Genomic DNA, 25,734 nt, shown 5'->3' with positions numbered 1-25,734 from the left:
CGTTACACATTAAACGGTAAGCATTATTCAATGTCAAATATTTTCCCATGCCGTTGAAGGACCCTCCGCTTGCTCCAGGAGAAGCAGATCCGCGGCCATCTGCTCGGGCTGCGGGATCTCTCCGCCGTAACGGACCCGGTCGCAGCGCGCAAGGAGCGCGGCAAGGCTCTCCTGCTGCTCCCGGCCGAACGCACCCTCCGGCAGCGGGCCGGTCCAGCCCGCCGCGGGGAGCCCCTGGCGCTCCCCCCCCACCCGCTGCAGCAGCCTGAAGGCGGCGCTATAAAAGGCGCTCGCGTCGCCGGAGGCGTGTGCCGAGCGGGCCGCGGCAAGCCAGCCCTGCCTGCCGTCGCCGGACGGCGGCGTCTGTCGGCGCAGCCTCCTGCAGAGTAAGACGGCAGCTGCGAGCGCCGCGAGAGCGGAAAGCGCCAGCCAGAAGGCGCCTGTTCGGTCGGACTTGTCGGACTTGTCGGACTTGTCGGACCTGTCGGACCTGTCGGACCTGTCGGACCTGTCGGACCTGTCAGACCCGTCAGACAGGGCAGCAGCAGCGGCTGCGGCAGGGCGCACCTTAAGCGCTAGCGCCTCGCTTTGGGCCGTGCCGAAACGCCCCGCGGAGGGGTTGAAGAAGCTGATCCGGACCGGGGGAATCTCCACCGCGCCCCCGGTCTCCGGCACCATAAGCTGTTCGCAGACAAGCTCCCCCGCCCCTTTTTCCTGAACAGGGGGATACCCCCTGAAGCCGCGGGCCTCGATGGGGCGGCAGGAGAATTCGCGCTCGGCCCCTTCCCCCCTTATCACGGTGCGCACGGTGATCGGGTCGCCGGCGCTCACTTCGCGGGGGCGGGCTGATACGCTCACCGTGAAGCGCCCGACTGCGCCGGTAAAGCCGTCCGGGCGCCCCTGCATCGGGACGGGGAGCACGGTGAGGGCAAGCGGCTGCGACTTGAGCGCGACCGGCTTCGATTCGGTGGCGCCGAAAAAGGCCGCCGCGCCGGACGCCGGGGAGAGTAGTTCGGCTTCCAGCTCGGCCGGGCCCAAACGGTAGCTCCCGCTTTGCCTGGCGCTGACTACGGTGGTGAAGTCGTAGGCGGTGTAAGTGGCCCCCTCCAAAACCAGCTCGCGCTTCGCGGGAAGCGAGAACTCCCCCACCTGCAAAGTGCGGTGGGAAAGCCGGGGGTAGCCTATCCCGCGCAACTGCGCATCCCGCACCATGAGCCTTACCGTCACCGGGACCGGCATGCGCGGGTAGACCCGCGCCCTTGCCAGCTTCAGTTCGAGACGGAGCGGTTCTGCGGCGGGGCCGGCCTCCTCGGCGCCTGCCGCCGCCGGGCTCATGAGCGCCATGAGGCAGAGCGAAAGAAGCGGGAATCTCATCTTCACCACTCCTTCCCGGCGGGGGCATGGCGCCCCTTGCCGCCGGCACCCAAAACCTGCGGCACCAGCGTCTCACGCCCGCGCTCCTCGGCTAAGAGGCGCTCGGCATCCTCCCGGGACATCTCCGCCGCGCGCCGCCCGTGCCGCGCCGCCTGGTCCGACTCCTCCCCGGCCCTGTTGCCGCGGCTCTTTGCTCCCTGTTCTTTCCCCTGCTCTCCCCCCTGCCAATCTCGGCTTGCGGCCTGCGGCTCTGCCGAACTGCCGCGCGATTTCATCCCGGGGGCGCCGACTTTCGCGGCGTCGAGCGCTTGAAGCCGCACGCGGACCAGTTCCAGGTTGCGCTTCGCGTCCACGGCGCGCGGGTTCAACTCCATCGCCTGACGGTAGCTCGTCTCCGCCTGCCGCAGCAGCGCCGCGGCGCCAGAGGCATCGCCCCCTTTTCTTTCCGCTTCCTTGACCGCGGCGTTCCCTCTGTTGTAGAGCGCGGCTTCTTTCAAGCCGGGATCGCCGGCGGCGCTAGCGGCGGAAAAACGCTCTAAGGCTTGGGCGTACTCCCCAGCCCGGTAGAAGGCGACGCCGGCGTCGTAGGCAAGAAGAGGCTCGCCCCCGCGCATCCTTTCGGCCCAGGCAAAGGCGGCTAGGCCCCGCTCGTTGTCGCCGCGGGACAGCGCCTCCCTCCCTTGCCGCCAGGCGAAGTGGAAGAGGTCATGGCGCAGCACGGGATAGAGCCCGGTCAGGAAGATAAGAACAAGGAGAACGGCTGAAAGTTTGTGTCTCATGGCCTACCCCGGAAGAGAAGAAGCGGCTCTGCGCACAAGAGCGCGAGCGCGAGCGCGAGCGCGAGCGGGACCTGGAAACGTTCCCGCTGGGTCTGCCGGCTCGACGCCGGTTTGGCTGCGCTCTTTTGCAGCGGCAGGGTGGCGAGCCGGGCGGGAAGCGCTGCGATGTCGACCATCTCCCCTCCCCCCGCTTGAGCCGCCTCCCGCAGCGTTTCGGGGCGCAGCCGGCTGAGCACGAAGCTGCCGTCCCGATCCTTCTGGACCCCGCCCCCCGGAAGCGGGATCGGTCCCCCCGGCAAGGTTCCGGCGGCGACGGCGTAAAGCTTCACCCCCGCTGCGTTCAGGGCGCGAGCGGCGGCAACGTATTCACCTTCATGGTCTTCGCCGTCGCTTAAAAGCACCACGACCTTCGGCTCATCACCCTCACCTTGCAATGCACGGCGCGCCTCTTTGAGCGCTGCGGCAAGCGAGGTCCCGGGAAGAGGCAGGGTCTCCTCCCCCGCCTCCTTGAGCACTTGATCGAAAAGCGCATAGTCGGTGGTGAGCGGGCAGACCAGGAAGGCGCTCCCGGCGAAGACGACAAGTCCCACCCGCTCCCCCTTTAGCCCTGCCATAGCCTGCCGCACCGCCTCCTTGGCGGCGGCAAGCCGGCTTTGGCCGAGATCCCGGGTGAGCATGCTCTTGGAGGTGTCCAGGAGAAACAGGATGTCTCCTCCCTGCGCCAGCCGCTCGCGCGGTTCCTCGCCGAAACGGGGACCGGCCAGGGCCGCGACCAGGAGCATCATGGCGGCGGCAGCGACGCCCCAGGGGAGAAAATCAACCACCTTCTCCTGACGGCCGCCGGTCAGCTCCTGCCGCAAAAGGCGCGCCCGCCGCGCGGAGCCAAGCGCGAGCAAGGAAAGCGGCGCTCCGGCGAGCAGCAGCCAGAGGTATCCCGGTGCGCCCCATTCCATCAGCAGCTCCTCCTGAGCCACCCGCCGCGAAGGAGCATCTCGGCCAGAAACAGGAGGAGCGCTGCGGCGAGAAGCGGCCGGAACAGTTCGGCGTAGCTGAAGAAAACCTTCTCCTTGACGGGGGTCCGCTCCAGTCGGTCGATTTCGGCGAAGACCCTGGAGAGGACCGTCGCGTCACCGGCCTCGAAGTAGCGGCCGCCGGTGATCTCGGCCACCCCCTTTAGGGTCGCGGCGTCGAGGTCCGCGTCGAGCCGCCGGTAGATGGTTCCGCCCAAGGGGGACGGGACGGGGATCACGGCGCTGCCGCGCGAACCGATGCCGATGGCGTGGACCCTTATCCCCAGGGCCTTCGCCGCCTGCGCCGCCAGTTGTGGCTCCGCTCCTGCGTTATTGCGGCCGTCGGTGATGAGGATGAGGGCGCGGCCTTCGGCAGGGCGCTGGCGCAGCCGGTTGACCCCGGCGAGGATGGCGTCGCCCAGAGCGGTCCCGTCCTCGACCGAGTTGGTATCGAGCCGCTCCACTATCCCCTGCAGCCACTGGTGGTCCGAGGTGAGCGGGGCCGCCGGATAGGGGCGCCCGGCGAAGGCAACGAGGCCGATCCGGTCCTGCTTGCGTGCGCCGATGAACTCCGACAGCACCCGTTTGGCCGCAGCCAGGCGATTCTCCCCCCTCCCCTCGCGCCCCTGTTCCTCGGCAAGCATGCTGGTGGAGAGATCGAGCGCCAGCACCAGGTCCATCCCTCGGCTTTGCACCTGGCTCTCCCGAGCGACCGCCTGGGGGCGGGCAAGGGCGACTATCCCCAGCGCCAGAACCGCCAGGCGGAGATAAGGAAGGAGGCGTGCCAGGCGCGAGCGGAGCGTTTCGGGAAGCGGTTCCCCCGCAAACGCGGCGCTCAGTGGAAGAGCGGGTCGGCGGCCTTCGCTGCGGCGGATCCAGACGAACAAGGGGACCAGGAGGGCCAAGAGAAACAGCAGCTGCGGGTCGTGGAACCTCATGGCTTGCTCCCGGAGGGGGTAAAGAGCAGGCGTGCGAGTTCCAGCGAGCGCCGCGCCCGTTCATCATCGGGCAGTTCGGCGGCGAACTTCACCCGGTCGCAGAGCTGGAAGAGCTCGGCCGCCTGTCCCAGTTCGATAGGGGTGAGGAGCCCCGAGGCTTCAGCCTGTTCCAGCAGTTCCGCGCTGGTCAGGCGACTGGCGGGAAGGCCGGTGCGCTGCGAAAGGCTGACCCGGGCCAGGGAAGCGAGAATGATACAGAGTTCCTCGGGGGAGAACTGCCCCGCTTCGAAGCGCGTTGCGACCTCCTCCAGTAGCGGCAGCGTCTCGGGGGCATCGGCAGGGAGAGCCGCGCCGGCGGGGGGGAGCCTTTTGCGGCGGCGCCAGGCGATGACAATGAACGCACTGAGGGCGAGGTAAAGAAGGGTAAGCGTGAAAGGGGGCGCCTCAGGCGCCGGGAGCGGCCCCCTCAGCGAGGCAAGCGTCGCCGAAAGGGGCGCTGCGGCAAGCGCTGCATAGAGGCCGGCGCTCACTTCAGCGCCTCCCCTGGCGGCGGTTCCCCTGGAAGAAACGGACCAGGGCGTGCAGCGGCGGCTCAGTGGTGGAAAGCTCCAGGTGCTTCACGCCGAGGGAGGCGAACGACTCCAGGAGCCTTGCGCGCCTCTCCAGCGCGGCTTCCCGAAAGAAGCGCCGCACCTTGGGGCTCGCGCTGTCGATCAGGCTGCACCTCCCGCTCTCCTCGTCGCTGAGGTCCAGGAGCCCTCCGTTCGGAAGCTCGAAGTCGGAGGGGTCGGTGACGACCAGCGCCACCACCTCGTGGCGGCGAGCGACGGCGGCGAGTTCGCGGCTGAAATCGGGGGAGAGAAAGTCGGAAACGATGCAGAGGGTGCCGGCGCGGCGGGCGACCCGCGCCAGGTAATCGAGCGCGGCTGCCAGGTCGGTGCCGCCGCCGGAAGAAGCGTTGCAGCTAAGGGAGGCGACGATGCGCTGCGCCTGGCGCGCCCCCTTGGCTGGGGGAATGAAGCTCTCCACCCGGTCGCTGCAGGTGATTAGGCCGACCCGGTCGTTGCTCTTCGCGGCGGCCAGGGCCAAAAGCGCGGCTGCCTCGGCGGCGAGGCGGCTCTTGGCGCCGCGGGGTGTGGGACAGGCAAGCGAGGCGGAACGATCCACCAGGAGCATCAGGTTCAGCTCGCGCTCCTCGACGAACTGCTTCAGAAAGGGACGACCGGCGCGCGCCGTCACGTTCCAGTCGATGTTGCGGACGTCGTCCCCGGGCTGGTACTCCCGCACGCCTTCGAACTCCATCCCCCTCCCCTTAAAGACGCTCCGGTACTCCCCGGCGAAGAGCCCGGTAACCAGGCGGGAGGAAAGTACCCGCAGGCGGCGCAGCTGGTCTGGGGAGGGAGCCTGGGCGGTCATGGCACCTCGGTCCGGGAAAAGAGCTCTTCCACGATCCCCTCCACCCCCACCCCCTGGGCGTCCGCCTCGTAGCTCACAATGATGCGGTGGCGCAAGAGATCCGGCCCTATCTCCTTCACGTCCTGCGGCACCACGTAGCCTCGGCCGCGCAAAAGGGCCAGGGCGCGGGAGGCGATGCAGAGGTAGATGCTCGCTCTGGGCGAGGCACCGTAGGCGATGAGGCCGGCGAGATCGGCGAAGCCGTAGCTTTCCGGGTCGCGGGTGGCGAGCACCAGGTCGAGGATGTACTTCTCGATCTTCGGGTCCAGGTAGATGTCGTCCACCAGCGCCCGGGCGCGCAGGATGTCGTCGGGGTGGATGAGAGGTGCGGCGGAAAAGCTGCGGGAGGTGCGGGCGGTGCGGCGCATGATCTCCAGCTCGTCGGCGCGGCTGGGGTATCCCACCTTCGCCTTGAGCATGAAGCGGTCCATCTGCGCCTCGGGGAGCGGGTAGGTCCCCTCCTGCTCGATGGGGTTCTGGGTAGCCATGACCAGGAACGGCTCGGAAAGCGGGTAGGAGCTGTCGCTGATGGTCACCTGGCGCTCCTCCATCGCTTCCAGGAGCGCGCTGTGCACCTTGGCGGGGGCGCGGTTGATCTCGTCAGCGAGGAGGATGTTGGTGAAGATCGGCCCCTTGCGGGTAGTGAAATCGCCCTCGCGCGGGTTGTACACCAGGGTCCCCAAAAGGTCGGCGGGAAGGAGGTCGGGAGTGAACTGGATGCGCTGGAACCGGGCGTCGATCAGGGAGGCGAGGGTCTTGACCAGGGTGGTCTTGGCGAGCCCCGGAACCCCCTCGATCAGGAGGTGGCCGTTGGACAAAAGCGCGACCAGGATCCGTTCGATGAGCGGGCGCTGCCCCACGACCACGTTTTCCACCGCGGAGACGACGCCTGCCAGAAAAGCGGATTCCTGCTGCACGCGCTCGGCCAGGTTCCCATTGACGCTCATGCGTTACCTTTCTTCGTCTGCCTACGGGTGGATGGAGAGCTTCTTCATCAGGTCGTACAGCGTCGGGCGGCTCACCCCGAGTTCCTCGGCCGCCTTCATGATATTCCCCTGCTGGCGCTCGATCGCCTGCTGTATCATCTCGCGCTCCATCCGCTCGCGGGCGGCCTTCAGCGAGACCCCGTCACCGGAGGGAACCGGCATCGCCGCAGGCTCCACGTCGCAGCCAAGGTCGAGCGGTCCTATGCTCGCGCCGTCGCACATGATCACCGCGCGCTGTACCCGGTTCTTCAGCTCGCGCACGTTGCCGGGCCAGTTGTGGCGCTTGAGGAAAGCGACGGCGGCGGTGGAGAAGCGGACCGTCTTCTTCTTGTTCTCTTTGCAGTAGAGCCGCAGGAAGTTCTCCGCGATCAGGAGGATGTCGTCGCCGCGTTCGCGCAAGGGAGGCAGCTTGATGTTGATCACCCCGATGCGGTAGTAGAGGTCCTCCCTAAAGCGCCCTTCCTCGATCGCCTTGGCGATGTCCACGTTGGTGGCGCAGGTGGTGCGGGCGTCGATGGCGATTTCCTCCCGCCCCCCGACCCGCTGGATGGTCCCCTCCTGCAAGAAGCGCAAAAGCTTCACCTGGAGGTTCACCGGGAGCTCGCCTATTTCATCGAGAAAGAGCGTCCCTTTGTGGGCGAACTGGAGCTTCCCCCTGACCGCTGCGTGGGCGCCGGTGAAGGCCCCCTTCTCGTGGCCGAAGAGCTCGCTCTCCAGGAGGTTCTCGGGAATAGCGCCGCAGTTGATGGCCACCAGCGGCCCCTTGTTGCGAGAGCTCGCCTCGTGGATGGCGCCCGCCACCAGTTCCTTTCCGGTGCCGCTTTCGCCGGTGATGAGGATCGGGGCGTTGGAGCCGGCAACCTTGCGGATGGTGTGAAAGACGGCCTGCATCTCGGGGCAGGAGCCGACCATGCCCCACTGCTCGCCGTCCTCGCTCTGGGACGATACCTGCCTCAGGTTCTGCTCGTCGATGTTGGCCAGGTGAAAGGCGCGGGTGATGATCACCTTCAGCTCGCTCAAAACCGGGGGCTTGGCGTAAAAGTCGAAGGCCCCCATGCGCATCGCCTTCAAGGCGTTTTCCCGTTCGTTGTTCCCGGTCAGCATGATCACCTTCGCCGCCGGGTTCAGCCCGAGCATCTCGTCCAGGCAGCGGAACCCCTCCACCGAACTGTCGGCGTAGGGGGGAAGGCCCAGGTCGAGCACCACCACGTCGGGCTTCTCGCTTTTGAACTGCTGCAGCGCCTCTCTGCCATCGGCCGCCAAAAGCACCTGGAATTCCTGGTTCAGGCCCCACTTCAACTGCTGCCTGATATCGTCGTTGTCGTCGACAATCAATAGTTTTTTCACTACCACCCCCTCATGCCGGCTGTGTGATGACCCGTTCCGCGCCTAGCGCAGGGGACGGGAACCATACCGTGAACACGGTCCCCTCCCCCTCTACGCTGCATACCTCGATCCTGCCGCCGTGCGCCGCCACGATCTGCCGGCACTGGTAGAGCCCGATGCCGAGCCCCGCCTGCTTCGTGGTCTTGAACGGTGCAAAAAGTTCGTTCCGTATGAAAAGCGGCGACATGCCGCAGCCGCTGTCCGACACCTTGAGGTAGGGGGAGTCCGCGCATCCCACCTCCGCCACGATCTGGGTCCCCGGCTCGGAAGCCTCCACCGCGTTCAGGAAGAGGTTCAAAAGCACCTTCTCCAATTCTTCCTCGTCGCCTATGACCTTCTCCGGCGTCCCCTGCACCGTGACCGCCCTCCCCTGCACCTGGCGCGCCGAGTGCCGGGCCAACGCCAGCAGGTCTACGGGGCGCATGTGCAAGAGTTCGCTCTCGCCGAGGTTTCGCAGGCGGCCTATGAGCGTGTGCATCTTCCTCGTGGTGTTGCCGAGGCTTGAGAGCATGTCCTTTTGGAACTCGGGGTTGTCCAGGTGCTCCCGGGCGTTTTCCACCACGAGCGATACGGTGGCCGCCAGGTTTTTCAGGTCGTGCACCACGAAAGTGGCCAGATTCCCCACCGCCTCCATCGCTTTCGCCTGGGTGAGTTGCTCGGAGAGGCGCTGGTGCTGTATCGCCACCGAGGCCTGGCGCGCGATCGCCTTCATCAGGTCGTAATCCTCGTAGCGGTACTCTTCGTCCGGAACCACCTGCTCGCCCAAAACGATGAAACCGGTTAGCGCCTCCCCCTCGAAAAGAGGGATGGCGAAGCTCACCTTCAGTTCCCTAAGCCAGCGGCAGTTGGCCTCCAGGATCTCCGGGTTGTCGTCCCGGCTGCAAAAGACCCAGCGGCGGTCGCGCAGATAGGCGATGAGCGGGTTGTCGGCGGCGATGGTTACCCTGACCTCTTCCAGCTCCTGGATCCCAGTGGCGCAGAACCAGCCGCACCCGTCCTGGTGCAGGAACAGCGCCCCCCCCCTCACTCCGAAGATGTCGCAGTAGGCGGAGAGGACCAGCCTCAAAAGCCCGTCGCCGCTCTCGAAATTGGCCAGGCGTTCGGTGAGCCCCAGCCACTGGGCCCGGTAGTCGTACTTGCTCTGGTAGAAGTGCTTATGGAGGAAGACCTTCAGCTCCCTTTGGGCGCGCTCGGAGAGGAGCAAAAGGAGCAGGAGCATCCCCGCGATGAACCCAAGCGACAGGGCGAGCACGCGGGGAAAGAGCGCGCCGAAGTACTTCATCCCCTCACCGATGGACCCCAGGAGCAACAGATACCCGGCGATTACGGTGAGGACAACGGACTTCAAAAGGACCGCCTGCGAGACCTTCACCTGCGCCGTTCCCCTCCAGTGGGTGCGCGAGTAGACGATCATCAGCGCGGCGATGATGGAAACAAGCGAGCGCAGGGGAACCAGCTCCATGTTGAGCGAGCGGTACAAGAGCGCGTTGGTGTAGTAGAAGACGCAGACGGCGAGCACGGAGCCCAGCGCCACGATGTCGAGCTTAACGCGCCAAAGCGCCTCGGAGGAGGCGTTCACCAGGGTGGACTCGAGGTTCATGAGCGCCACCACCAAAAGGACCAGCATCGCGACGTAGAAGTAGTACCCGACGTCGGTGAGAAAAAGCATCCGCTCCAGAGGGAAGTCGGGAGCGTAGTAAAGAGCCTCCCCCGGCATCAAGACGGGGACCAGGACCAAAGCGAAGGCGCCGGCGAGCATCAGGCGGGTCGAGCGCGAAAGCCCGCGTTCGGGCAGGTCCCGGGCATAGGTGAGGCTCACCAGCAGCCAAAGCGCCGGGAGCAGCGCCTCGACCCCAAGCGACAACCGCTTCCAGTCCACCTCGGGGAAGAACTGGTACAGCGCCGCAAAGTCGAAGAACTCCAGGAAGGCGACGGCGCAAAAGGGGATGGCCAATAAGGTGCGGCAGGCGCTTTTGCGCTCCAGCCGGATTATCCTCAGCATGGCAAACAAAAGCAAGATGATCGCAACAAGCGAAAGCGCCATGTTCCCCTCTGGGATTCAACCCTTTATAACGCCCAGACCTTGACACCGGCCTCTTCAACCCGCTCCCGGTCGAACATGCTCTTCACGTCGATCAAGACCGGGTTGGGACCCATGAGCGCCAAGAGTTCAGGTGCCGCGAGGGAGGCGAATTCAGCGTGGGCCACGGCGGCCACCACCGCCACTGCGGGCTTTAACTGCTCCCTCGGGGTGAGCCGCACCCCGTACTCGTGCAGCGTCTCCTCCGGGTCGGCCATAGGATCGCAGACCTGGACCTGCATCCCGTAATCCTTGAGCTCCTTGACGATGTCGATGACCTTGGAGTTCCTGATGTCGGGGCAGTTTTCCTTGAAGGTGATCCCCAGCACCGTGACCACCGCGTTCAGCACCGGGTGCCCGGCCCTGATGATCTCCTTCACGGCGCGCTGCGCCACGAATTTCCCCATGCCGTCGTTGATGCGCCGCCCCGCCAGGATCACCTGCGGGATGTAGCCTAACTTCTCCGCCTTGTGGGTGAGGTAGTAAGGGTCGACGCCGATGCAGTGCCCGCCGACCAGACCGGGGGAGAACTTGAGGAAGTTCCACTTGCTCCCGGCTGCCGCCAGCACCTCGGAGGTGTCGATCCCCAGGCGGTCGAAGATGAGCGCCAGTTCGTTCATGAGGGCGATGTTCAGGTCGCGCTGGGTGTTCTCGATCACCTTGGCCGCTTCCGCCACCTTGATGGAGGAGGCGCGGAACACCCCCGCCGTCACCACCGAGCTGTAGACCTCCGCCACCACCTCCAGGGTCTCACTGTCCTGGCCGGAGACCACCTTCTTGATCTTGGTGAAGGTGTGCTCCTTGTCGCCGGGGTTGATCCGCTCCGGGCTGTATCCCACCTTGAAGTCGATACCGCCTTTGAGGCCGGAGACCCGCTCCAGGACCGGGACGCATTCGTCCTCGGTTACCCCCGGGTAGACGGTGGATTCGTAGACCACGATGTCGCCCTTTTTAAGCGCCTTCCCCACGGTCTCGCTGGCCCGGCAGACGAGGCTCAGGTCCGGCTGGTTCGCCTCGTCGATGGGGGTCGGGACCGCCACGATGTGGAAATTGGCCTGAGCCAGGTCCTCGACCCGGTCGGTGAACAGGATGTCCGCTTGAGCCAGATCCCCCGCCTCCACCTCGGCGGTCCGGTCGTACCCCTCGCACAGCTCCTTGATCCTGGTGCCATTGATGTCGAAGCCTATGGCGCGGCGCACCTTGCCGAAGGCAACCGCTACCGGAAGCCCCACGTACCCTAGCCCTACCACTGAGACAATGCGCTCTACCGTCAAGTCGTCCTCCTGAAATTGCGGCACCAAGGCCGCCAAAATGAATTTATCGCGCTGCAGTTCCATTGCCGCCCTACCCGCGCCGCCATCGCCATGAGGCAGATGGAGAGCCGCGCCGGGAGGCTCAGCTCGGCAGGAAGGTCCGTATCGCCGGGAGGAACTCCTTTACGAAGCGCTCCCCTACGGCCTTGGCCTGCCGCTCATCCCCCTGGAAGGGGATGGAAACCCTGATGAAGGAGGCGTCGCGGCGCCGGTGCAATACCGAGTTCAGAATCTGCTGCCCCTTGAGCGAGAATTCCTCGGAGAGGCTCTTGCCGCGCACCTGGTACCAGTAGAGGAAGAATTCGCTGCTTTCCCCCTTCTGGTACACCGCCTGGACCAGGTTCAGGTCGTCTTTTCCGGCCTTTATGGTGTAGCGGTTACTGGAGTGCTCCAGCCAGCCGCTGCCGGGAAGGCAGTGCTTGGGCGAGTGGATCTCCCCTCCCCCCTTGCCGCCGCCGTGATAGCCGATGTATAGCTGCACCTTCTCCCCCTGCGGACCCTGGTACTGCCGGATCAGGACGTCGGAGGCCTTGAGCACGTTCTGGACCTCCCCGGAGAGCTGCCCTTCGTCGGTCATGCGCCAGCTGTTCACCGCGGCCGGAAACTGCTGCAAGGGGCGGTTGATGGGGACGCTCAGGTCGCTGTGCAGGTGCAGGTAAAGACCGGCCGCAACGAGAAGCAGGTAGATCGCCAGGAAATGCGCCTTCATGCCGCACCCCCTTTACCGCGCGACAGCAAAGAGCCGAGCCCGATCATGAGCGCGATGGCGACCACGAAGACCGCGAGCCCCGCGAACTCGTGGAAGAACCCTTCCGCGGCCCTGGCGCCCCAGTACTGGGCCAGGACCCCCGTACCGATCACCCTGAGCGCGTTGGCCGATATGGCGATAGGTATGGCAGCGAGGATCAGCAGGCCCCGGCGCAACTGCCCCATCTCCAGGAAGAAGGCGTAGGCGACCGCAAGCGCGAGGAGCGAGATGAGCGACCTGATGCCGCTGCAGGCGTCGGCTACCTCCAGCGTGGTGAAGGGGAGCATGATGATGTTCCCCTCCCTCATCACCACCACCCCCATGAGCTTCAGCGTCGCTATGGAGACGCGGGTCACGAATAGTTTCAGGGGGAAGGCAACCATGTCGTAGATGATGTAGGGGAGCGGCACCATGAAAAGGAGGTAGGCAAGCGGCAGCAGCATGAGCCGGAACAGCCTCTTTCCCAATAAAAAAAGGGTCATCCCGCAAAGGGTGACCACAAGGGAACTGCGCATGGTGAAAAATTCGGTGCCAAGCCAACCCACCACCAGTTGCATAAGGCCGGCGACCACCAGCAAAAGCCCGGGCCACCAAGGCTCGGCCAGCACGGAGGCCAGATCCTTGCGGCGCTCGTAGGCGAAATACCCGGCGATCAGGGGGACGACGAAACCGTGGGAATAGTTCTCGTCCTCGTACCACTGCTGAACCATCTCAGGCACAACGCTCCAGTAAACGGCGGCCAGTATCAACAGCACCAAAAGAAACTGCACCCTGTGATGTTTCAAACACTCGGCGACTGTCATTGGAGATAACCTCGAATCCGCAACAGGTGGGCTAATAACAGGGTCGATTTTGGATGCTACACTTTACAGTGTGAAGGACAAATTGACAAGTATTAATTCATTGTGTTAAACCGGACTCTGACAATACACAATGAAGCAATTTCGCAAACAGTCAATTACGCGTCGGCAAGTGCCAACACCGCCCTTACGCTTTCCGGCAATGTGTGGAACAAAGCCAATGAAGTGCCGTTGCAACCCCGGGTTCACTCTGCTCGCCGGCACCAAGATTCAGATGTAAACGAGGAGGCACCGGATGACTCGGCAGGCAGGGCAAAAACAAAAAGCAGAGGCGCGCATCATCAGCAGCATCCCCTTTTTTTCCACCCTCGAGCCCGGCGAAATCGAACTGGTGGAAAGGCTCTTCCGGAAGCAGGACTACGATAAGGAACAGATAGTCCTTTACGAGGAAGACACCAGCAACTACATGTACCTGATCTATTCGGGGAAGGTGCGGGTGGTCAAACTGAACGAAGACGGCAAGGAGCAGATCATCACCATCCACAAGAAGAACGACTTCTTCGGAGAGATGTCGCTTCTGGACGGCAAGACCTCGCCCGCCACCATCATCGCCCACGAGGAGTCGGTGATAGGCCTTCTGCACAAGGACGACTTCGAAAAGCACCTGATGAGCAACGAGGGGATCCGCCGCAAGATCATCGAACTGCTCTGCGGCAGGCTCAGGGACTCCTGGGAGATGATCAGGATACTCTCCTTCAACGCCGAGAACGCGCAGGACCGCGTTATCTCGCTTCTGGACCGCCTGGGGGAACTCTACGGCGTGCGGGACGACCGCGGCATCATCATCGACGTGAAGATGACCCACCAGCAGATGGCGAGCTACGCGTCCGTCACCCGCGAGACCATGAGCCGGGTCTTGAGGACCCTGGAGAGGTCCGGGGTTATCTCCGTGCTGCAGAACAAGGCCATTTTACTGAACCACCCCTTCCACCAGCAGCGGGCCAGGCACTAGGGACGGGCGCCGACACAAAGGGGGAGCATTTGAACCGAAAAGCGCTGCTTCCGGCCTTGGCCTGCGTCCTCTTGATCGCCTACGCCTCCCTCTTCCCCTTCAGCGGCTGGCGCCTCCCCGGCGCCGGCCTTTTCGTCTGGTGCACCTTCGAGCTTCCCGACCACGTCTCCAAGAGCGACCTCCTGGTCAACGTCATCGCCTACGTCCCTTTGGGCTATCTTCTCTTCCGCCTGTTCCGCCGGGATGACGGGCGTCTGGCCCTTCCCTTTCTCTGCGCGGTATTCGGCGGGAGCGCGCTCAGCTTCGCCATGGAATTTACCCAGGCCTTCCTCCCCGACCGCACCCCCTCCGTCGTAGACCTCTGCACCAACACCGCGGGAACCTCCGCCGGCGCGCTCCTTGCGCTTTGCTGGCAGCAAGCGGCCGTGCCCGAAGGGGCCTGGTCGCGCTGGCGGGCGAGCTTTCTCGCCGCGGGAATCCGGGGGGAGCTTGGCCTTTGCGTCCTTTTGCTCTGGCTTTCCTCCCAATGGGCACCCTTCGTCCCCTCGCTCGACTTTGGAGGGATCAAGAACGGGCTCAAGCCGCTTTGGTACACGGCCAACGACCTGTCGCGCTTCGACCTGGCGCAGGCAGGCACCTATTTTTTCTATCTCGCCGGGCTCGGGGTGGTGGCGCAGGAGACCTTCCGGCGGCGCGCCCTTCCCCTCCCGCTTTTCACGTTCTTTGCGGCGGGCGTTCTCTGCGCCAAGATCTTCATCCAGGGGCACCAGCTCTCCCTGGAGGCTTTGGCGGGGTTGTTCGCTGGGGTTCCGCTACTTTTAGCGGCGGGTTTTTTGGGGGAGAAATCGAGGCGTCTAATGGGGTGTCTGCTGCTTGTCGCCGGCTTCGCCTGCTACGAGTTGAAACCGGGTGTGGGGAGTGTGGCGGCAGGTATCAGCTGGATACCGTTTAAGGGGCAGTTGGCTCACGAGCTGAGCGGTTTCGGGAGCATACTGGAAGGAGTGTGGCCTTTCGCGGCGATGTCGCTCCTCTTCCCGCTGGGGCGGGGAGAAGCGCGGGGGGCGGTCTGGCCGGGAGCGGCAGCCGTCTTTAGCTTCGTCTTCCTGCTGGAGTGGCAGCAGCTAGCGATCCCCGGTCGCATCCCCGACCTGACCCAGGCGCTCTTGGCGCTCGCCGGCTGGCTCGCGCCGGCGTTCTACCTGCGCAGTGCCGCAAAAGGTGCCCGGGCGGGGGCAGTTCCCTGAAAGACGCCTGGTGCCTCTTTTAATGTCGGGTTACCTTACATCCCGCCTTAAATGGCTTTCCCGCCACAAGTGAAGGTTTTTAAATGGATAACGTCTCGCCCGGCAGCAAGTACCGGGTCACGGCTGTCGGCAATCTTTACAAACCACGCGGAAGCCATAAGAGCAAAAGTGCAGAAAAAACGGTTACTTACAGTTACGGCACAATTTATGCTGCAATAGCCCGTTTTTATCACCCCGAAAAAGGAGAGCCGCCATGAATACTTTGAGAAAGGCCGTCACCTTAGCAATCACGTCTATCGTGTTTTTGGCTAGTATTGGCATAGCCCAGGCCAACTTGATAGCGAACGGCAGCTTCGAGGACGGTTTCTATCCCGGATCGACACCATTTGTCACAGTTGGTGCCGGCACGAACATCATCGACGGCTGGAGTGTCGTCGATGGCTCCATCGACTGGATCAACACCTACTGGCAAGCGAGCGAAGGGACCAAAAGTATCGATCTGGCCGGCAACTACCAGCACGGATTGATAGTAGGGACCGCGTTCGACACCGTAGCTGGGCAGACATACCGCGTGCAGTTCGACATGGCCGGCAACCCCGACAGACCCTATAACAAATCGTTGGTCAGCGTGTCGACGGGCGAGATATTCACCACCCATTCCTTCACCTTCGAGCAAGCAGGCAACACCCATCAGAACATGGGATGGGTTACCCAATATTTCGATTTCGTAGCGAGCAGCGACAGCGCGGAACTCTTCTTCGGCGACATCACCAACTCGTTGAACCCTGACGAGGCATGGGGAGCCGCCCTGGACAATGTCAGGGTGGATGCCGTACCGGAGCCTTCCACCATCTTTCTTCTTGGGGCTGGACTCGCTGGCATGTGCTTATGGCGCCGCAGAGCGTAATGAGTCATATCGCTTCTTTTGATCGGTTCGTCATGAAACCCGCTTTTTCGGAAGCGGGTTTTTTTTATGCATTCATTTCGGGACGGACTGCCTCGACAGAAGACGTGTACGCGGATTACGCGGAGTGATAGACAAAAAAAATCCCCGCGAGGGTGCGGGGATTTTTTTGTAGGGAGCCTGTAAGCTCCCCTTTGACCTTGCGTTTCCGGCTCGGTGCTTAGAAGAACCTGTTGACCGTCTTGCTGAACACTGCGACGTTGTTGGAGGCGTCGTAGGCCTTGATGGTGACGGTGTGGACCCCCTTCGCAATGTTGGTGCTGACGCTGAAAGAGGAGTTGTTGGTGGATATCACCAGGGCGTTGTCCACGTAAGCTTCCATCTTGACGACTGCCACGTTGTCCGTCGCGGAGGCGGAGATGGGGAGCTTGCTGGAGGTTAGGTAGTCCTTGGTCGGGGCGCTCACGCTGATCACCGGGGCCACCGAGTCGTTCACGACGTTGACGCTTACGCTGGCGGACTGGCCGACGTTCCCGGACGCGTCGTAGGCCTTGGCGCTCAGGGTGTGGGTCCCGCTGGCTGCGGTCGTCGTGTTCCAGCTGAAACCATAGGGAGCCGCGGTGGAGGTCGCCTGCAGCGCGCCGTCCAGGTAGAACTCGACCTTGGTCACCCCAACGTTGTCGCTGGCATTGGCGTACAGGTTGACGGTACCGTTCACCGTGGAACCTGCCACCGGTGAGGAGATGGCGACCGAGGGGGCGGTGGTGTCGTTGAATACGCTGACCGTTGCCGAGGCCTGGCCGACATTGCCGGCTGCGTCATAAGCCTTGGCGCTCACCGTGTAGGAGCCGTTTGCTGCATTCGCGGTGTTCCAGCTGAAGCCGTAGGGAGCCGCGGTGGAGGTCGCCTGCAGGGCGCCGTCCAGGTAGAACTCGACCTTGGTCACCCCAACGTTGTCGCTGGCATTGGCGTACAGGCTGACGGTACCGTTCACCGTGGAACCTGCCACCGGGGAGGAGATGGCGACCGAGGGGGCGGTGGTGTCGTTGAATACGCTGACCGTTGCCGAGGCCTGGCCGACATTGCCGGCTGCGTCATAAGCCTTGGCGCTCACCGTGTAGGAGCCGTTTGCTGCATTCGCGGTGTTCCAGCTGAAGCCGTAGGGAGCCGCGGTGGAGGTCGCCACCAGCGCGCCGTTCAGGTAGAGCTCTACCCTCTCAACCGCCAGGTTGTCGCTGGCGTTTGCCGATACCGATACCGTGCCGCCGATAGTGGAGCCTGCCACCGGGGAGACGATGGAGACCGACGGCGCGATCGCGTCGTTGGCGACGATGACCGTGACGCTGGACTGACCGACGTTGCCGGCTGCGTCATAGGCCTTGATCATGATGGTGTTGGAGCCGTCGGGGTAGTTGGTGGTGCCCCAGGGAACCGAGTAGGGCGCGGAGGTGGAAGTCAGCTTGAGCAGGCCGTTCACGTAGTACTCGACCTTGCTCACGGCGACGTTGTCGGTGATGTTGGCGGACACGGTTACCGTCCCCTTGACCTTGGAACCGTCCACCGGAGAGGTGAAGGCGACCACCGGGGCGGCCGTGTCGGCAGTGGCGATGGTGATGCTGACCAGGGCGGTCTTGGCTGCCGATACCTTGCCGGAGGCGTCCTTGCACCAGGCGTAGGCGGTGCGGGAACCTGCTGCGGAGAAGGTGAAGCTGGTCGGTGCGCTTGTTTTCCAGGTGGTGGCGTCTGCCGCCGGGGCCGTCGCGTTCTCGGTGATCTGGTAGCCGGTGACGCCGATGTCGTCGCTGGCGGCAAAGGCACTAACCGGAACGGTCAGCGAGGTGGCGGAAGCGGGCATGGTGAAGGAGCCGATCACCGGGGCCGAAGCATCGAGGACTGCGACTGCGTTTTTCACGACCACGGAGCTCGTTGTCTGCCCCACGTTACCGGCTGCGTCATACGCTTTCGCGGTCAGGGTGTAGGTAGCATTGGGGTTGTTGGCCGTATTCCAGCTCAGGGTGTAGGGAGCCGAACCCACCACGCCGAAGATGGAACCGTTCAGGTACAGCTCTACCTTGCTGACCGCCACGTTGTCGCTGGCTGCCACGTTCACCGTCACGTTGCCGCTCACGGTGGAGCCGTTAGCCGGCGAGGAGATGGAATCCACCGGTGCAACCGCATCGGCAACCGCGATGGCAGCACCGGAAGCGGTGGTCGCGCTTGCCGTCACCGAGCGCATACCTTCGTTGTCGTTGCTGTCGTAGCTCCCCTTGCTGTAGGCGGAGACCGCGAAGTAGTACTTGGTGGAGGGGTCGAGGGAAGAGATGTCGTATTGCTGCACGTTCCCCGCGTCCAGTTTCATGTCCAAGTTGGAGGCGTCCTTGCCGTAGTAGATGCGGTAGCCGTCTACGTTATACGCGACCCCGTTGCTACCGGCGCTCCAGCTCAGGCTCACGGTGTTTGCCGCGACGGCTGCGGCGCTCAGGCTCAACGGCTGCGCCGGAGGACCGCTGTAGGTGGTGCTCACCACCACGTCGTCTATGGCGTACCACTGCTCGTTGGCCGGAAGGTAGAGGTTGGCGTTGTTGCCGCCCAGCCAGGCGTGATTCCACTTCCACTGCGCCGGGTCGTCACCTAAGGGAACCCACACCACGTTCGTGGTCGATTCGACCAGGGCGCCGTCGTACCAGACCTTGGAGATACCGTCGGCGACCCCGCCTGCGCTGTTCAGCTTGACGTAGAACTCGAAGCTGTGCCACCCGCCGTCGCGCGGAGCTGCCGGCAAACCGGCGGGGCCCGGTACGTTCATGTCGAGAGGGGCAGCGCCGAGGTATACATTAGTAGTGAAAGAGGCGGAACTATCACGTGCAGCAGTCAAAGGGGAATGCGGGAGGTTGAACTGAAGCCGATAGCTGCCGCCGCCGAATTTGGCGAGCTGCGGGGTGAAGCGAGGCTTGTTTTGGGTGCCGCTGAAGAAATCCCAGAGGTTTGGGTTCGTCGGGTCCAGGTGGGAGATGTGCATGAACTTTTGCATCGGGCTCGGGTTTGCCGTACCCAAGGCCAGCCCATCGATGGAGCCGTCGCCATTCCACCTCCAGTCCGGCTGGAACTGGACCCAATACCTGACGTACACCTCGTTTTGCGGGGCGAAATCGATGCCCAGGAGGCCGTCGGATCCCCAGCTGCCGCTCCTGCTGTAGCAGGGCTCGTTCCACATCATGAAGCTCTTGCCGGCTCCCCCCCTGGGGTGCTGACCATTGATGTTCAGGGTATTGTGGTTGCCGTCGGTGTTGCTGCAGGCCTCGGTTCCCGCCACGCGGTAATCGTAGTAGCCATCCGGGATCGGCGTGGCGCAGTTCTGCCCTGGGATGCAGGTAGCACCGGAAGCCCCCTGTGCCGGGCTCCAATCGCTGCGGGAATCGAAATCGTCGGAGAACAACACTGCGGCAGAGGCGACGTTCGTGTACAAGAGGATTCCTAAGGTTGCGGTGAGTATTGCGTTACGCTTCTTCATTTCTATCTCCTTTATTCCCTGACACAAAAAAACCGGGTCGCTTCTCTATGATGTAAAAAAACCATCTGTTAGATTCGGCGACCCGGCTGTCTCAGGGAGACCCGTGGGCTTTCCGTCCCATCCTCACGGATGGTTTAGTATTGTCGTTGTTGCTATTTAGTTTTAACTGATCTCTACTAACCGCTTCCGTGCTTGTTGCTCATCGCAACCTCCATCCTGTACACAGTCATTACCTTTAGCCTGTGCCATCGCAACTGCAGTGCCAAAGGTCTGCAGCACACATAAGTCACTGTAATTAGCGTTTTTTTCACGGAAGCAGTTGAAAAACAAGAGCTTCACATCTGCATGAAACCTGCACAGCGCCAGGCGCCGGTTACCTCAAGTGCCCGTATTTACTGAGTCTGCCGTTTGTTTGGAAGCAGTTGAACAACTGTCCAAGTCCTGAGCAGCGGGCTGGCTATTTGGCGTTTCCTGGATCGCAGGAAGAAAATAAAATCGTCAAACCCCTATTTTTTCGACGGAAAGAGCCGGCAAAGCGGCGGGAGATGTTGACGCGAGGCGCAACCTCAAACTAAAAAAAGGAAGGGAGCGCTAAGGCTCCCTTCCTTTTTTGCTGCTGCTTCCACATACAAGGCGGTATCAGCTAGCTCAATACAGCCTGGTCACGGACTTGCTTGCCACGGAGCCCTTTATGGCCGGGGCTGTCTTCTCAATTCGCCACGGTTACAGTCGTTGTGGCCTGGCCGACGTTGCCGGCCGCGTCATACCCCTTGATGGTCACGCTGTTGGAGCCGTTCGGGTAATTCGTGGTGCCCCAGGTGACGGTGTAGGGAGCCGCGGTGGAGGTCAGCTTGAGCACGCCGTTCACGTAGAACTCGACCTTTTTTACGCCGACGTTGTCGGTGACGTTAGCGGATACTGTCACTACCCCCTTGGCGGTGGACCCGGAGGTCGGGGAGGTTATGGAAACCTTCGGGGCAGTAGTGTCGCCGTTCATGATGGTGACGGTCGAAGTTGCCTGGCCGACGTTGCCGGCTGCGTCGTACGCCTTTACGGTGACGCTGTTGGAGCCGTTAGGGTAGTTGGTGGTCCCCCAGGTGACGCTGTAGGGCGCGGTAGTGGAGGTCAGCTTGAGCACCCCGTTCACGTAGAACTCGGCCTTCTTCACACCGACGTTGTCGGTGGCGTTGGCGGATACAGTCACTGCCCCCTTGACCGTGGAACCGGTCACCGGCGAGGCGATGCTGACCACCGGGGCGGTCGTGTCCCCGGTCGTGGTGGTAGCGGTGGTGATGTTGACCTGGGCGGTTTTTGCTGCCGATACCTTGCCGGAGGCGTCCTTGCACCAGGCGTAAGCGGTGCGGATACCTGCTGCCGAGAAGGTGCAGGAGGTCGGCGCGGTTGCTTTCCAGGTGGTGGCGCCCGCCGCGGGAGCGGTCGCGCTCTCGGTGATCTGGTAGCCGGTGACGCCGACGTCGTCGGTGGCGGCGAACGCGGTAACCGGAACGGTAAGCGATGTGGCGGACGCGGGCATGGTGAAGGAGCTGATCACAGGGGCCGAAGCGTCGGTTACTGCGACTGCGTTTTTCACGGTCACCGAGCTCGAAGCCTGCCCCACGTTGCCGGCTGCGTCGTAGGCCTTCGCGGTCAGGGTGTAGGTGGCGTTGGGGTTATTGGCCGTATTCCAGCTCAGGGTGTAGGGGGCCGACCCCACCACGCCGAAGATGGAGCCGTTCAGGTACAGCTCTACCTTGCTGACCGCCACGTTGTCGCTGGCTGCCACGTTGATAGTGACGTTGCCGCTCACGGTGGAGCCGGTAGCCGGCGAGGAGATGGAAGCTACCGGCGCGACGGCATCTGCAGTGGTCGTGGTAGTGGTACTGCTAGAAACGGTGGTCGCGCTTGCCGTTACCGAGGGCATCCCTTCGTTGTCATTACTGTCGTAGCTCCCCTTGTTGTAGGCGGAGACCGCGAAGTAGTACTTGGTCGAGGGGTCGAGGGAGGAGATGCTGTACTGCTGCACGTTCCCCACGTCCACTTTCATGTTCAGGTTGGTTGCGTCCTTGCCGTAGTAAATCCGGTAGCCGTTCAGGGAGAACGGGACCCCGTTGCTGCCGGGGCTCCAGCGCAGGCTCACGGTGTTCGCCGCGCTGGCGGTGGCGGTGACGCTCCCCGGCTGCGCCGGCGGGCCGCTGTAGGTGGTGCTCACCACAACGTCGTCTATGGCGTACCACTGCTCGTTGGCGGGCAGGTAGAGGTTGGCGTTGTTGCCGCCGAGCCAGGCGTGGTTCCACTTCCACTGGGCCGGATCATCGCCTAAAGGAATCCATACGGCGTTAGTGGTCGAGCCGACCAGGGCGCCATCGTACCAGACCTTCGAGACGCCGTCGGCCACCCCCCCTGCGCTGTTCAGCTTGACGTAGAACTCGAAGCAGTGCCACTTGCCGTCCCGGGGAGCTGCCGGCAAACCACCGGGGCCCGGTACGTTCATGTCGAGGGGGGCAGCGCCAAGGAATACATTAGTAGTGAACGAGGCAGAACTATCACGTGCCGCAGTCAGAGGGGAATGAGGGAGGTTGAACTGGAGCCGATAGCTGCCGCCGCCGAACTTGGCGAGCTGCGGGGTGAAGCGGGGTTTGTTCTGGGTGCCGCTGAAGAAGTCCCAGAAGTTCGTGTTCCCGGTGTTCAGGTGGGAGATGTGCATGAACTTTTCCATCGGGCTCGTGGTCGCCGTACCCACGGCGCGCCCGCCGACCGAACCGTCGCCATCCCACCTCCAGTCGGGCTGGAACTGGATCCAGTACCTAACGTACACCTCGTTTTGAGGGGCGAAATCGATCCCGAGGAGGCCATCGGAGCCCCAGCTGCCGCTTCTGCTATAGCAGGGCTCGTTCCACATCATGAAGCTCTTCCCCGTCCCTCTCGGGTGCAGGCCGTTTATGTTCAGGGTGTTGTGCTTGCCGTCGAGGTTGCTGCAAGCTTCCGTGCCGGCCAGGCGGTAGTCGTAAAAACCGGTCGGGATGGGAGTGGCGCAGTTTTGCCCGGGAATGCAGGTAGCACCGGAGGTCCCCTGTGAAGGGCTCCAGTCTGGTTGCGCGTTGAAATCCTCTGAGAACAGTACTGCCGCGGAGGCGACACTCGTGTACATCAGGACTCCTAACGCTGTTGCCGTTATTGCCTTCAACTTCTTCATTTAACTCTCCTTTGATCCCCGATACAAAAAAAAGCCGGGTCGCCGGTCTACGATGGGGGTTCCATCGCGTAGAATCGGCGACCCGGCTGTCTCAGGGAGACCCGTGGGCTTTCCGTCCCACCTTCGCAGGTGGTTTAGTATTGTCGTTGTTGCTTTATTCGGCTGTGAGGGATCCGTTGTCCCGGCCACTCGGTCTGCGTCCGTTGGGTGAGTGGCTTCGACAGGGGGAGTATTGCCCATCCTCCGGATAAATTGTGTGACGTAGATTACATTTTTTGCAGTTTTTCGGCATTTTCCGCGCACGTGGCACGGGGCGGCCCGGCCAAAGGAGGAGCACCTCTCTTACCCGGCGTGCTTTACGGCGCGGCGATCGCCCCCGTGATCTGCGGGGCCTCATGATAAGTGGTGAGGTCATCCCAGGCCTTGAAACTGGAGAGGGTGAAGTCGCCCGCAGCCAGCGTCATCCCCTGAGGCAGCACTGGAATTATGGTCATGAAGGGCCCAACAGGAAAGCCTGCAGGAAAGGCTGGTGGCGCTTTTATCAGTGAGACCGTGACGGTCCGCGGCGCAAGGACAGGGTCGTAGTTGGTTGTCACAGTGGCACCGGCAGCGCCTCCCGAAGGTGCGATCACCCCGGCGGCAAGTGCTCCTCCCTGGGTGGCCAGGGTGACACCGGGGGGAAGTTGCAGCGTGAACTGCACCCCATATAGGGCGGCAGCGGTGCCTGAGGTCGAGATGACGAGACTGTTGGTTGGAGTCGCAATCTGGGGAGGGGCGCTTTCTCCACCGCCGCCGCCACAACCGGCGAGCAGCGAGACAAAAGACAGCAGCGAGGTTGCTGAGACAGCAAGTTTCATAATTCGCTTTTTGTTCATGTTGTTAAAACCTCACCATTCCGGTAACGATGCCCAGTATCAACAAGGCATCTCCTGTGTCAATCACCCCGTCCGGCTGCGGTATTCCCCCGACCATCGGTGCCAGGTCACCGCGCTGCAGTTGGCCGGCATCGGGCTTTTTCATCCCTACCCCCATCTGCATGGCAAGCTGGGCGTCATCCACCCCCACCGAGTTATCTCCGGATAGATCCCCCGCTTTGAGGACCCCTATCGAGGACATCAGCGCGGAGTTCTGGCTGCTCTCGTTTCCTGCGGTGTCGCGGGCCGACACGGTGATCGCGGTGGCGACACCGGGCTGAAGGTTTTTCACCAGAAAGCTCCAGACGTAGCCGTTCACCTGGGCGGCCTGGCTCTGGCCGTTCCCCACCTGCACCGAAACCGAATCGACCATCCCGCCCACGTCGGTCACGGTCCCCGATATGGTCTGCGAGGTGAATATGGTCGGCGTAATGAAGGCAGACACGGTGACCACGGGAGGATGGGTATCCAGCATGATGGTGCCGCTTGCCGTGGACTCGTTGCCGGAGAGGTCCTGTGCGGTCGCCACGATGCTGTTTGCCCCTTCGGTCAAATTGTGAACGGTGCAGCTCCAGCGGTTCCCTGTGACTGTCGCGGCGACAGGCGCCGCGGCGCCGACCTTGACCAGCACCGAGGCGATGCCGCCGGCGTCCGCGACGGTCCCGGAGAGGGTTTGACTGGCCACCCGCGTGGGGGAGGTGACGGGGGCCAGTGTGATGTCCGGCCGGACCAGGTCGACCGTGACGGCGTTGGCCGAGGCGCTGCGCAGGCTTTCATTCTCGTTGGCGTCGCTTGCTTCCTGCTTGAACGCGGTGGCAGCGAAATAGTACCTGGTGCCGGCGGCAAGGGAAGTCACCACGGCCTCCCTTTGCGAGGCTGCGACGGTGACCGAGCCGTTGAGATTGGCGGGGTCGGTCCCGTAGTAGATGCGGTAGCCGTCCACCAAGTAGGTGGCACCGTTGCTGCCGCTTTGCCAGGTGAGGCGTATCGACGAGGTGCTTATCCCTTCGGCCCTGAGCGTATCGGGAGGCGGAGGCGGCCCGCTGTAATGGGTACTGACCACGAAGTCGTCGACGGCGTACCACTGCTCGTTGGCGGGAAGGTAGGTGTTGGAGTTGTTGCCGCCGATCCAGGCATGGTTCCAGCGCCAGAGGGCGGGGTCGTCGCCTGTCGGGATCCATACCACGTTGGAGGCAGTGCTCACCAGGGCGCCGTCGTACCACACCTTGGAGATCCCGTTGGCGATCCCCCCTGCGCTGTTCATCTTCGCGTAGAATTCGAAGCTGTGCCACTGCCCGTCGCCGGGAGGCGTCGGAAGTCCGCCAGTCCCCGGCACACTCCAGTCCAGCGGTGCCGCTCCTAAGTAAACGTTGAGGGTGAATGAGGCCGAACTATCCCTTGTGGGCGTCAGTGGCGAATGGGGCAGGTTGAACTGGATGCGCATCGCGCCGCCGGAGAACTTAGCGAGCTGAGGGGTAAAGCGCGGCTTGTTCTGCACCCCGCTGAAGAAGTCCCAGATCGGGGAGATGCTCGGGTTCATGTGCGACAGGTGCATGAATTTCTGCATCGGGCTGGTGTTGGCAGCGCCCAGCGCGCGCCCGCCGGCGGAGCCGTCGCCGTCCCACCTCCAGTCAGGCTGGAACTTGATCCAGTAGCGCACGTATACCTCGTCCTGGGGCGCGAAGTCGACCCCGAGCAGCCCGTCGGACCCCCAGCTGCCGCTTCTGCTGTAGCACGGCTCGTTCCATACCGTGACCGCCTTGCCGGACCCTCCCCTGGCGTTGAGCTCGTTTATGTTCAACGTGTTGTGGTTGCCGTCCAGGTTGCTGCAGGCTTCCGTCCCGGCGACGCGGTAATCGTAAAAGCCGTTGGGGATAGCGGTCGTGCAGATCTGCCCCCTGACGCAGGCTTCGCCCGAGGCTCCCTGGGGCGGGCTCCAGTTGGCCAGGGTGTCGAACCCCTCGCTGAACAGGATGGCGGCCCCTGCCCCCTGCACCCCGAACAGGACGAGAGCTGCCGCAATGATGACGTTCTTTAGTCTCCGTAACATGATCTTCTCCATTCCCATAACATGAATCGTTGCTTCT

At 63.2% G+C, this 25,734-nt stretch carries 20 protein-coding genes and 2 riboswitches; of the genes, 4 read left to right on the top strand and 16 right to left on the bottom strand.

What is annotated here, in order from left to right; all coding sequences use genetic code 11:
• Nucleotides 1–33: 33 nt before the first annotated feature.
• The 12 genes from GBEM_RS09105 to xrtA all read right to left on the bottom strand — a co-directional run bounded on the left by GBEM_RS09105 (nucleotide 34) and on the right by xrtA (nucleotide 12,872).
• On the bottom strand, nucleotides 34–1,374 hold the full coding sequence (locus GBEM_RS09105; protein WP_012530249.1) for a BatD family protein: 1,341 nt from the start codon (nucleotides 1,372–1,374) through the stop codon (nucleotides 34–36).
• Nucleotides 1,375–1,376: 2 nt separating this feature from the next.
• On the bottom strand, nucleotides 1,377–2,153 hold the full coding sequence (locus tag GBEM_RS09100) for a hypothetical protein (RefSeq protein ID WP_012530248.1): 777 nt from the start codon (nucleotides 2,151–2,153) through the stop codon (nucleotides 1,377–1,379).
• Complete coding sequence (locus GBEM_RS09095; RefSeq protein WP_012530247.1) at nucleotides 2,150–3,106, bottom strand: VWA domain-containing protein; 957 nt, start codon at nucleotides 3,104–3,106, stop codon at nucleotides 2,150–2,152. Before GBEM_RS09095 ends, GBEM_RS09100 begins: the two co-directional genes overlap by 4 nt.
• Nucleotides 3,106–4,101: a vWA domain-containing protein gene (locus GBEM_RS09090; protein ID WP_012530246.1), complete on the bottom strand. Its 996-nt coding sequence runs from the start codon at nucleotides 4,099–4,101 to the stop codon at nucleotides 3,106–3,108. The genes GBEM_RS09095 and GBEM_RS09090 overlap by 1 nt, the downstream gene beginning before the upstream one ends.
• The gene (locus GBEM_RS09085; RefSeq protein ID WP_012530245.1) at nucleotides 4,098–4,631 is read right to left on the bottom strand and encodes a hypothetical protein; all 534 of its coding nucleotides are present in this window, start codon (nucleotides 4,629–4,631) and stop codon (nucleotides 4,098–4,100) included. Before GBEM_RS09085 ends, GBEM_RS09090 begins: the two co-directional genes overlap by 4 nt.
• A gap of 1 nt (nucleotide 4,632) precedes the next feature.
• Nucleotides 4,633–5,517: a DUF58 domain-containing protein gene (locus tag GBEM_RS09080; protein WP_012530244.1), complete on the bottom strand. Its 885-nt coding sequence runs from the start codon at nucleotides 5,515–5,517 to the stop codon at nucleotides 4,633–4,635.
• Entirely contained in the window at nucleotides 5,514–6,503 is a 990-nt protein-coding gene (locus tag GBEM_RS09075; protein WP_012530243.1) for an AAA family ATPase, read from the bottom strand. The genes GBEM_RS09080 and GBEM_RS09075 overlap by 4 nt, the downstream gene beginning before the upstream one ends.
• Before the next feature lie 21 nt (nucleotides 6,504–6,524).
• The gene (gene prsR, locus GBEM_RS09070; protein ID WP_012530242.1) at nucleotides 6,525–7,889 is read right to left on the bottom strand and encodes a PEP-CTERM-box response regulator transcription factor; all 1,365 of its coding nucleotides are present in this window, start codon (nucleotides 7,887–7,889) and stop codon (nucleotides 6,525–6,527) included.
• Between the two features lie 10 nt (nucleotides 7,890–7,899).
• Nucleotides 7,900–9,972, bottom strand: coding sequence for an XrtA/PEP-CTERM system histidine kinase PrsK (gene prsK / locus GBEM_RS09065; protein ID WP_012530241.1), 2,073 nt, complete (start codon nucleotides 9,970–9,972; stop codon nucleotides 7,900–7,902).
• A gap of 23 nt (nucleotides 9,973–9,995) precedes the next feature.
• Nucleotides 9,996–11,282: a nucleotide sugar dehydrogenase gene (locus GBEM_RS09060; protein ID WP_041263156.1), complete on the bottom strand. Its 1,287-nt coding sequence runs from the start codon at nucleotides 11,280–11,282 to the stop codon at nucleotides 9,996–9,998.
• A gap of 121 nt (nucleotides 11,283–11,403) precedes the next feature.
• Nucleotides 11,404–12,030: an exosortase C-terminal domain/associated protein EpsI gene (locus GBEM_RS09055; protein WP_012530239.1), complete on the bottom strand. Its 627-nt coding sequence runs from the start codon at nucleotides 12,028–12,030 to the stop codon at nucleotides 11,404–11,406.
• Entirely contained in the window at nucleotides 12,027–12,872 is an 846-nt protein-coding gene (gene xrtA, locus GBEM_RS09050) for an exosortase A (protein WP_012530238.1), read from the bottom strand. The genes GBEM_RS09055 and xrtA overlap by 4 nt, the downstream gene beginning before the upstream one ends.
• Before the next feature lie 292 nt (nucleotides 12,873–13,164).
• Here xrtA and GBEM_RS09045 point away from each other — a divergent pair, with 292 nt between their 5' ends.
• The 4 genes from GBEM_RS09045 to GBEM_RS09035 all read left to right on the top strand — a co-directional run bounded on the left by GBEM_RS09045 (nucleotide 13,165) and on the right by GBEM_RS09035 (nucleotide 16,032).
• On the top strand, nucleotides 13,165–13,881 hold the full coding sequence (locus GBEM_RS09045) for a Crp/Fnr family transcriptional regulator (protein WP_012530237.1): 717 nt from the start codon (nucleotides 13,165–13,167) through the stop codon (nucleotides 13,879–13,881).
• Nucleotides 13,882–13,910: 29 nt separating this feature from the next.
• Nucleotides 13,911–15,125 (top strand): VanZ family protein, encoded by a 1,215-nt coding sequence (locus GBEM_RS09040; protein WP_012530236.1) that lies wholly within the window; start codon nucleotides 13,911–13,913, stop codon nucleotides 15,123–15,125.
• A gap of 83 nt (nucleotides 15,126–15,208) precedes the next feature.
• Complete coding sequence (locus GBEM_RS21450) at nucleotides 15,209–15,382, top strand: hypothetical protein (RefSeq protein ID WP_012530235.1); 174 nt, start codon at nucleotides 15,209–15,211, stop codon at nucleotides 15,380–15,382.
• Nucleotides 15,379–16,032: a choice-of-anchor C family PEP-CTERM protein gene (locus tag GBEM_RS09035; RefSeq protein WP_012530234.1), complete on the top strand. Its 654-nt coding sequence runs from the start codon at nucleotides 15,379–15,381 to the stop codon at nucleotides 16,030–16,032. Before GBEM_RS21450 ends, GBEM_RS09035 begins: the two co-directional genes overlap by 4 nt.
• Before the next feature lie 217 nt (nucleotides 16,033–16,249).
• Here the strand turns inward: GBEM_RS09035 and GBEM_RS20370 are convergent, their stop codons facing one another.
• The 4 genes from GBEM_RS20370 to GBEM_RS09015 all read right to left on the bottom strand — a co-directional run bounded on the left by GBEM_RS20370 (nucleotide 16,250) and on the right by GBEM_RS09015 (nucleotide 25,697).
• Nucleotides 16,250–19,540 carry an Ig-like domain-containing protein gene (locus GBEM_RS20370; protein ID WP_012530233.1) on the bottom strand — a complete coding sequence of 1,097 codons (3,291 nt, stop codon included), beginning with the start codon at nucleotides 19,538–19,540 and terminating at the stop codon, nucleotides 16,250–16,252.
• Nucleotides 19,541–19,613: 73 nt separating this feature from the next.
• A riboswitch (cyclic di-GMP riboswitch) is annotated at nucleotides 19,614–19,689 on the bottom strand.
• A gap of 560 nt (nucleotides 19,690–20,249) precedes the next feature.
• Nucleotides 20,250–22,733, bottom strand: coding sequence for an Ig-like domain-containing protein (locus GBEM_RS20365; protein WP_012530232.1), 2,484 nt, complete (start codon nucleotides 22,731–22,733; stop codon nucleotides 20,250–20,252).
• A gap of 73 nt (nucleotides 22,734–22,806) precedes the next feature.
• Nucleotides 22,807–22,882: riboswitch (cyclic di-GMP riboswitch) on the bottom strand.
• Nucleotides 22,883–23,089: 207 nt separating this feature from the next.
• Nucleotides 23,090–23,590, bottom strand: a complete 501-nt coding sequence (locus GBEM_RS09020) for a hypothetical protein (RefSeq protein WP_148212903.1) — start codon at nucleotides 23,588–23,590, stop codon at nucleotides 23,090–23,092.
• Between the two features lie 22 nt (nucleotides 23,591–23,612).
• Nucleotides 23,613–25,697, bottom strand: a complete 2,085-nt coding sequence (locus tag GBEM_RS09015; RefSeq protein WP_012530230.1) for a fibronectin type III domain-containing protein — start codon at nucleotides 25,695–25,697, stop codon at nucleotides 23,613–23,615.
• Nucleotides 25,698–25,734: the final 37 nt, after the last annotated feature.

The sequence above is a fragment of the Citrifermentans bemidjiense Bem genome (assembly GCF_000020725.1).
GTDB lineage: Bacteria > Desulfobacterota > Desulfuromonadia > Geobacterales > Geobacteraceae > Geomonas > Geomonas bemidjiensis.
This window is presented reverse-complemented; position numbering and strand designations above follow the sequence as displayed.

Excerpts from the sequence above, each read along its gene's own strand:
- GBEM_RS09105 (WP_012530249.1), bottom strand. The coding sequence starts at position 1,374 with ATGAGATTCCCGCTTCTTTCGCTCTGCCTCATGGCGCTCATGAGCCCG.
- GBEM_RS09100 (WP_012530248.1), bottom strand. The coding sequence starts at position 2,153 with ATGAGACACAAACTTTCAGCCGTTCTCCTTGTTCTTATCTTCCTGACC.
- GBEM_RS09095 (WP_012530247.1), bottom strand. The coding sequence starts at position 3,106 with ATGGAATGGGGCGCACCGGGATACCTCTGGCTGCTGCTCGCCGGAGCG.
- GBEM_RS09090 (WP_012530246.1), bottom strand. The coding sequence starts at position 4,101 with ATGAGGTTCCACGACCCGCAGCTGCTGTTTCTCTTGGCCCTCCTGGTC.
- GBEM_RS09080 (WP_012530244.1), bottom strand. The coding sequence starts at position 5,517 with ATGACCGCCCAGGCTCCCTCCCCAGACCAGCTGCGCCGCCTGCGGGTA.
- GBEM_RS09075 (WP_012530243.1), bottom strand. The coding sequence starts at position 6,503 with ATGAGCGTCAATGGGAACCTGGCCGAGCGCGTGCAGCAGGAATCCGCT.
- prsK (WP_012530241.1), bottom strand. The coding sequence starts at position 9,972 with ATGGCGCTTTCGCTTGTTGCGATCATCTTGCTTTTGTTTGCCATGCTG.
- GBEM_RS09055 (WP_012530239.1), bottom strand. The coding sequence starts at position 12,030 with ATGAAGGCGCATTTCCTGGCGATCTACCTGCTTCTCGTTGCGGCCGGT.
- xrtA (WP_012530238.1), bottom strand. The coding sequence starts at position 12,872 with ATGACAGTCGCCGAGTGTTTGAAACATCACAGGGTGCAGTTTCTTTTG.
- GBEM_RS09045 (WP_012530237.1), top strand. The coding sequence starts at position 13,165 with ATGACTCGGCAGGCAGGGCAAAAACAAAAAGCAGAGGCGCGCATCATC.
- GBEM_RS21450 (WP_012530235.1), top strand. The coding sequence starts at position 15,209 with ATGGATAACGTCTCGCCCGGCAGCAAGTACCGGGTCACGGCTGTCGGC.
- GBEM_RS09035 (WP_012530234.1), top strand. The coding sequence starts at position 15,379 with ATGAATACTTTGAGAAAGGCCGTCACCTTAGCAATCACGTCTATCGTG.
- GBEM_RS20370 (WP_012530233.1), bottom strand. The coding sequence starts at position 19,540 with ATGAAGAAGCGTAACGCAATACTCACCGCAACCTTAGGAATCCTCTTG.
- GBEM_RS20365 (WP_012530232.1), bottom strand. The coding sequence starts at position 22,733 with ATGAAGAAGTTGAAGGCAATAACGGCAACAGCGTTAGGAGTCCTGATG.
- GBEM_RS09020 (WP_148212903.1), bottom strand. The coding sequence starts at position 23,590 with ATGAAACTTGCTGTCTCAGCAACCTCGCTGCTGTCTTTTGTCTCGCTG.
- GBEM_RS09015 (WP_012530230.1), bottom strand. The coding sequence starts at position 25,697 with ATGTTACGGAGACTAAAGAACGTCATCATTGCGGCAGCTCTCGTCCTG.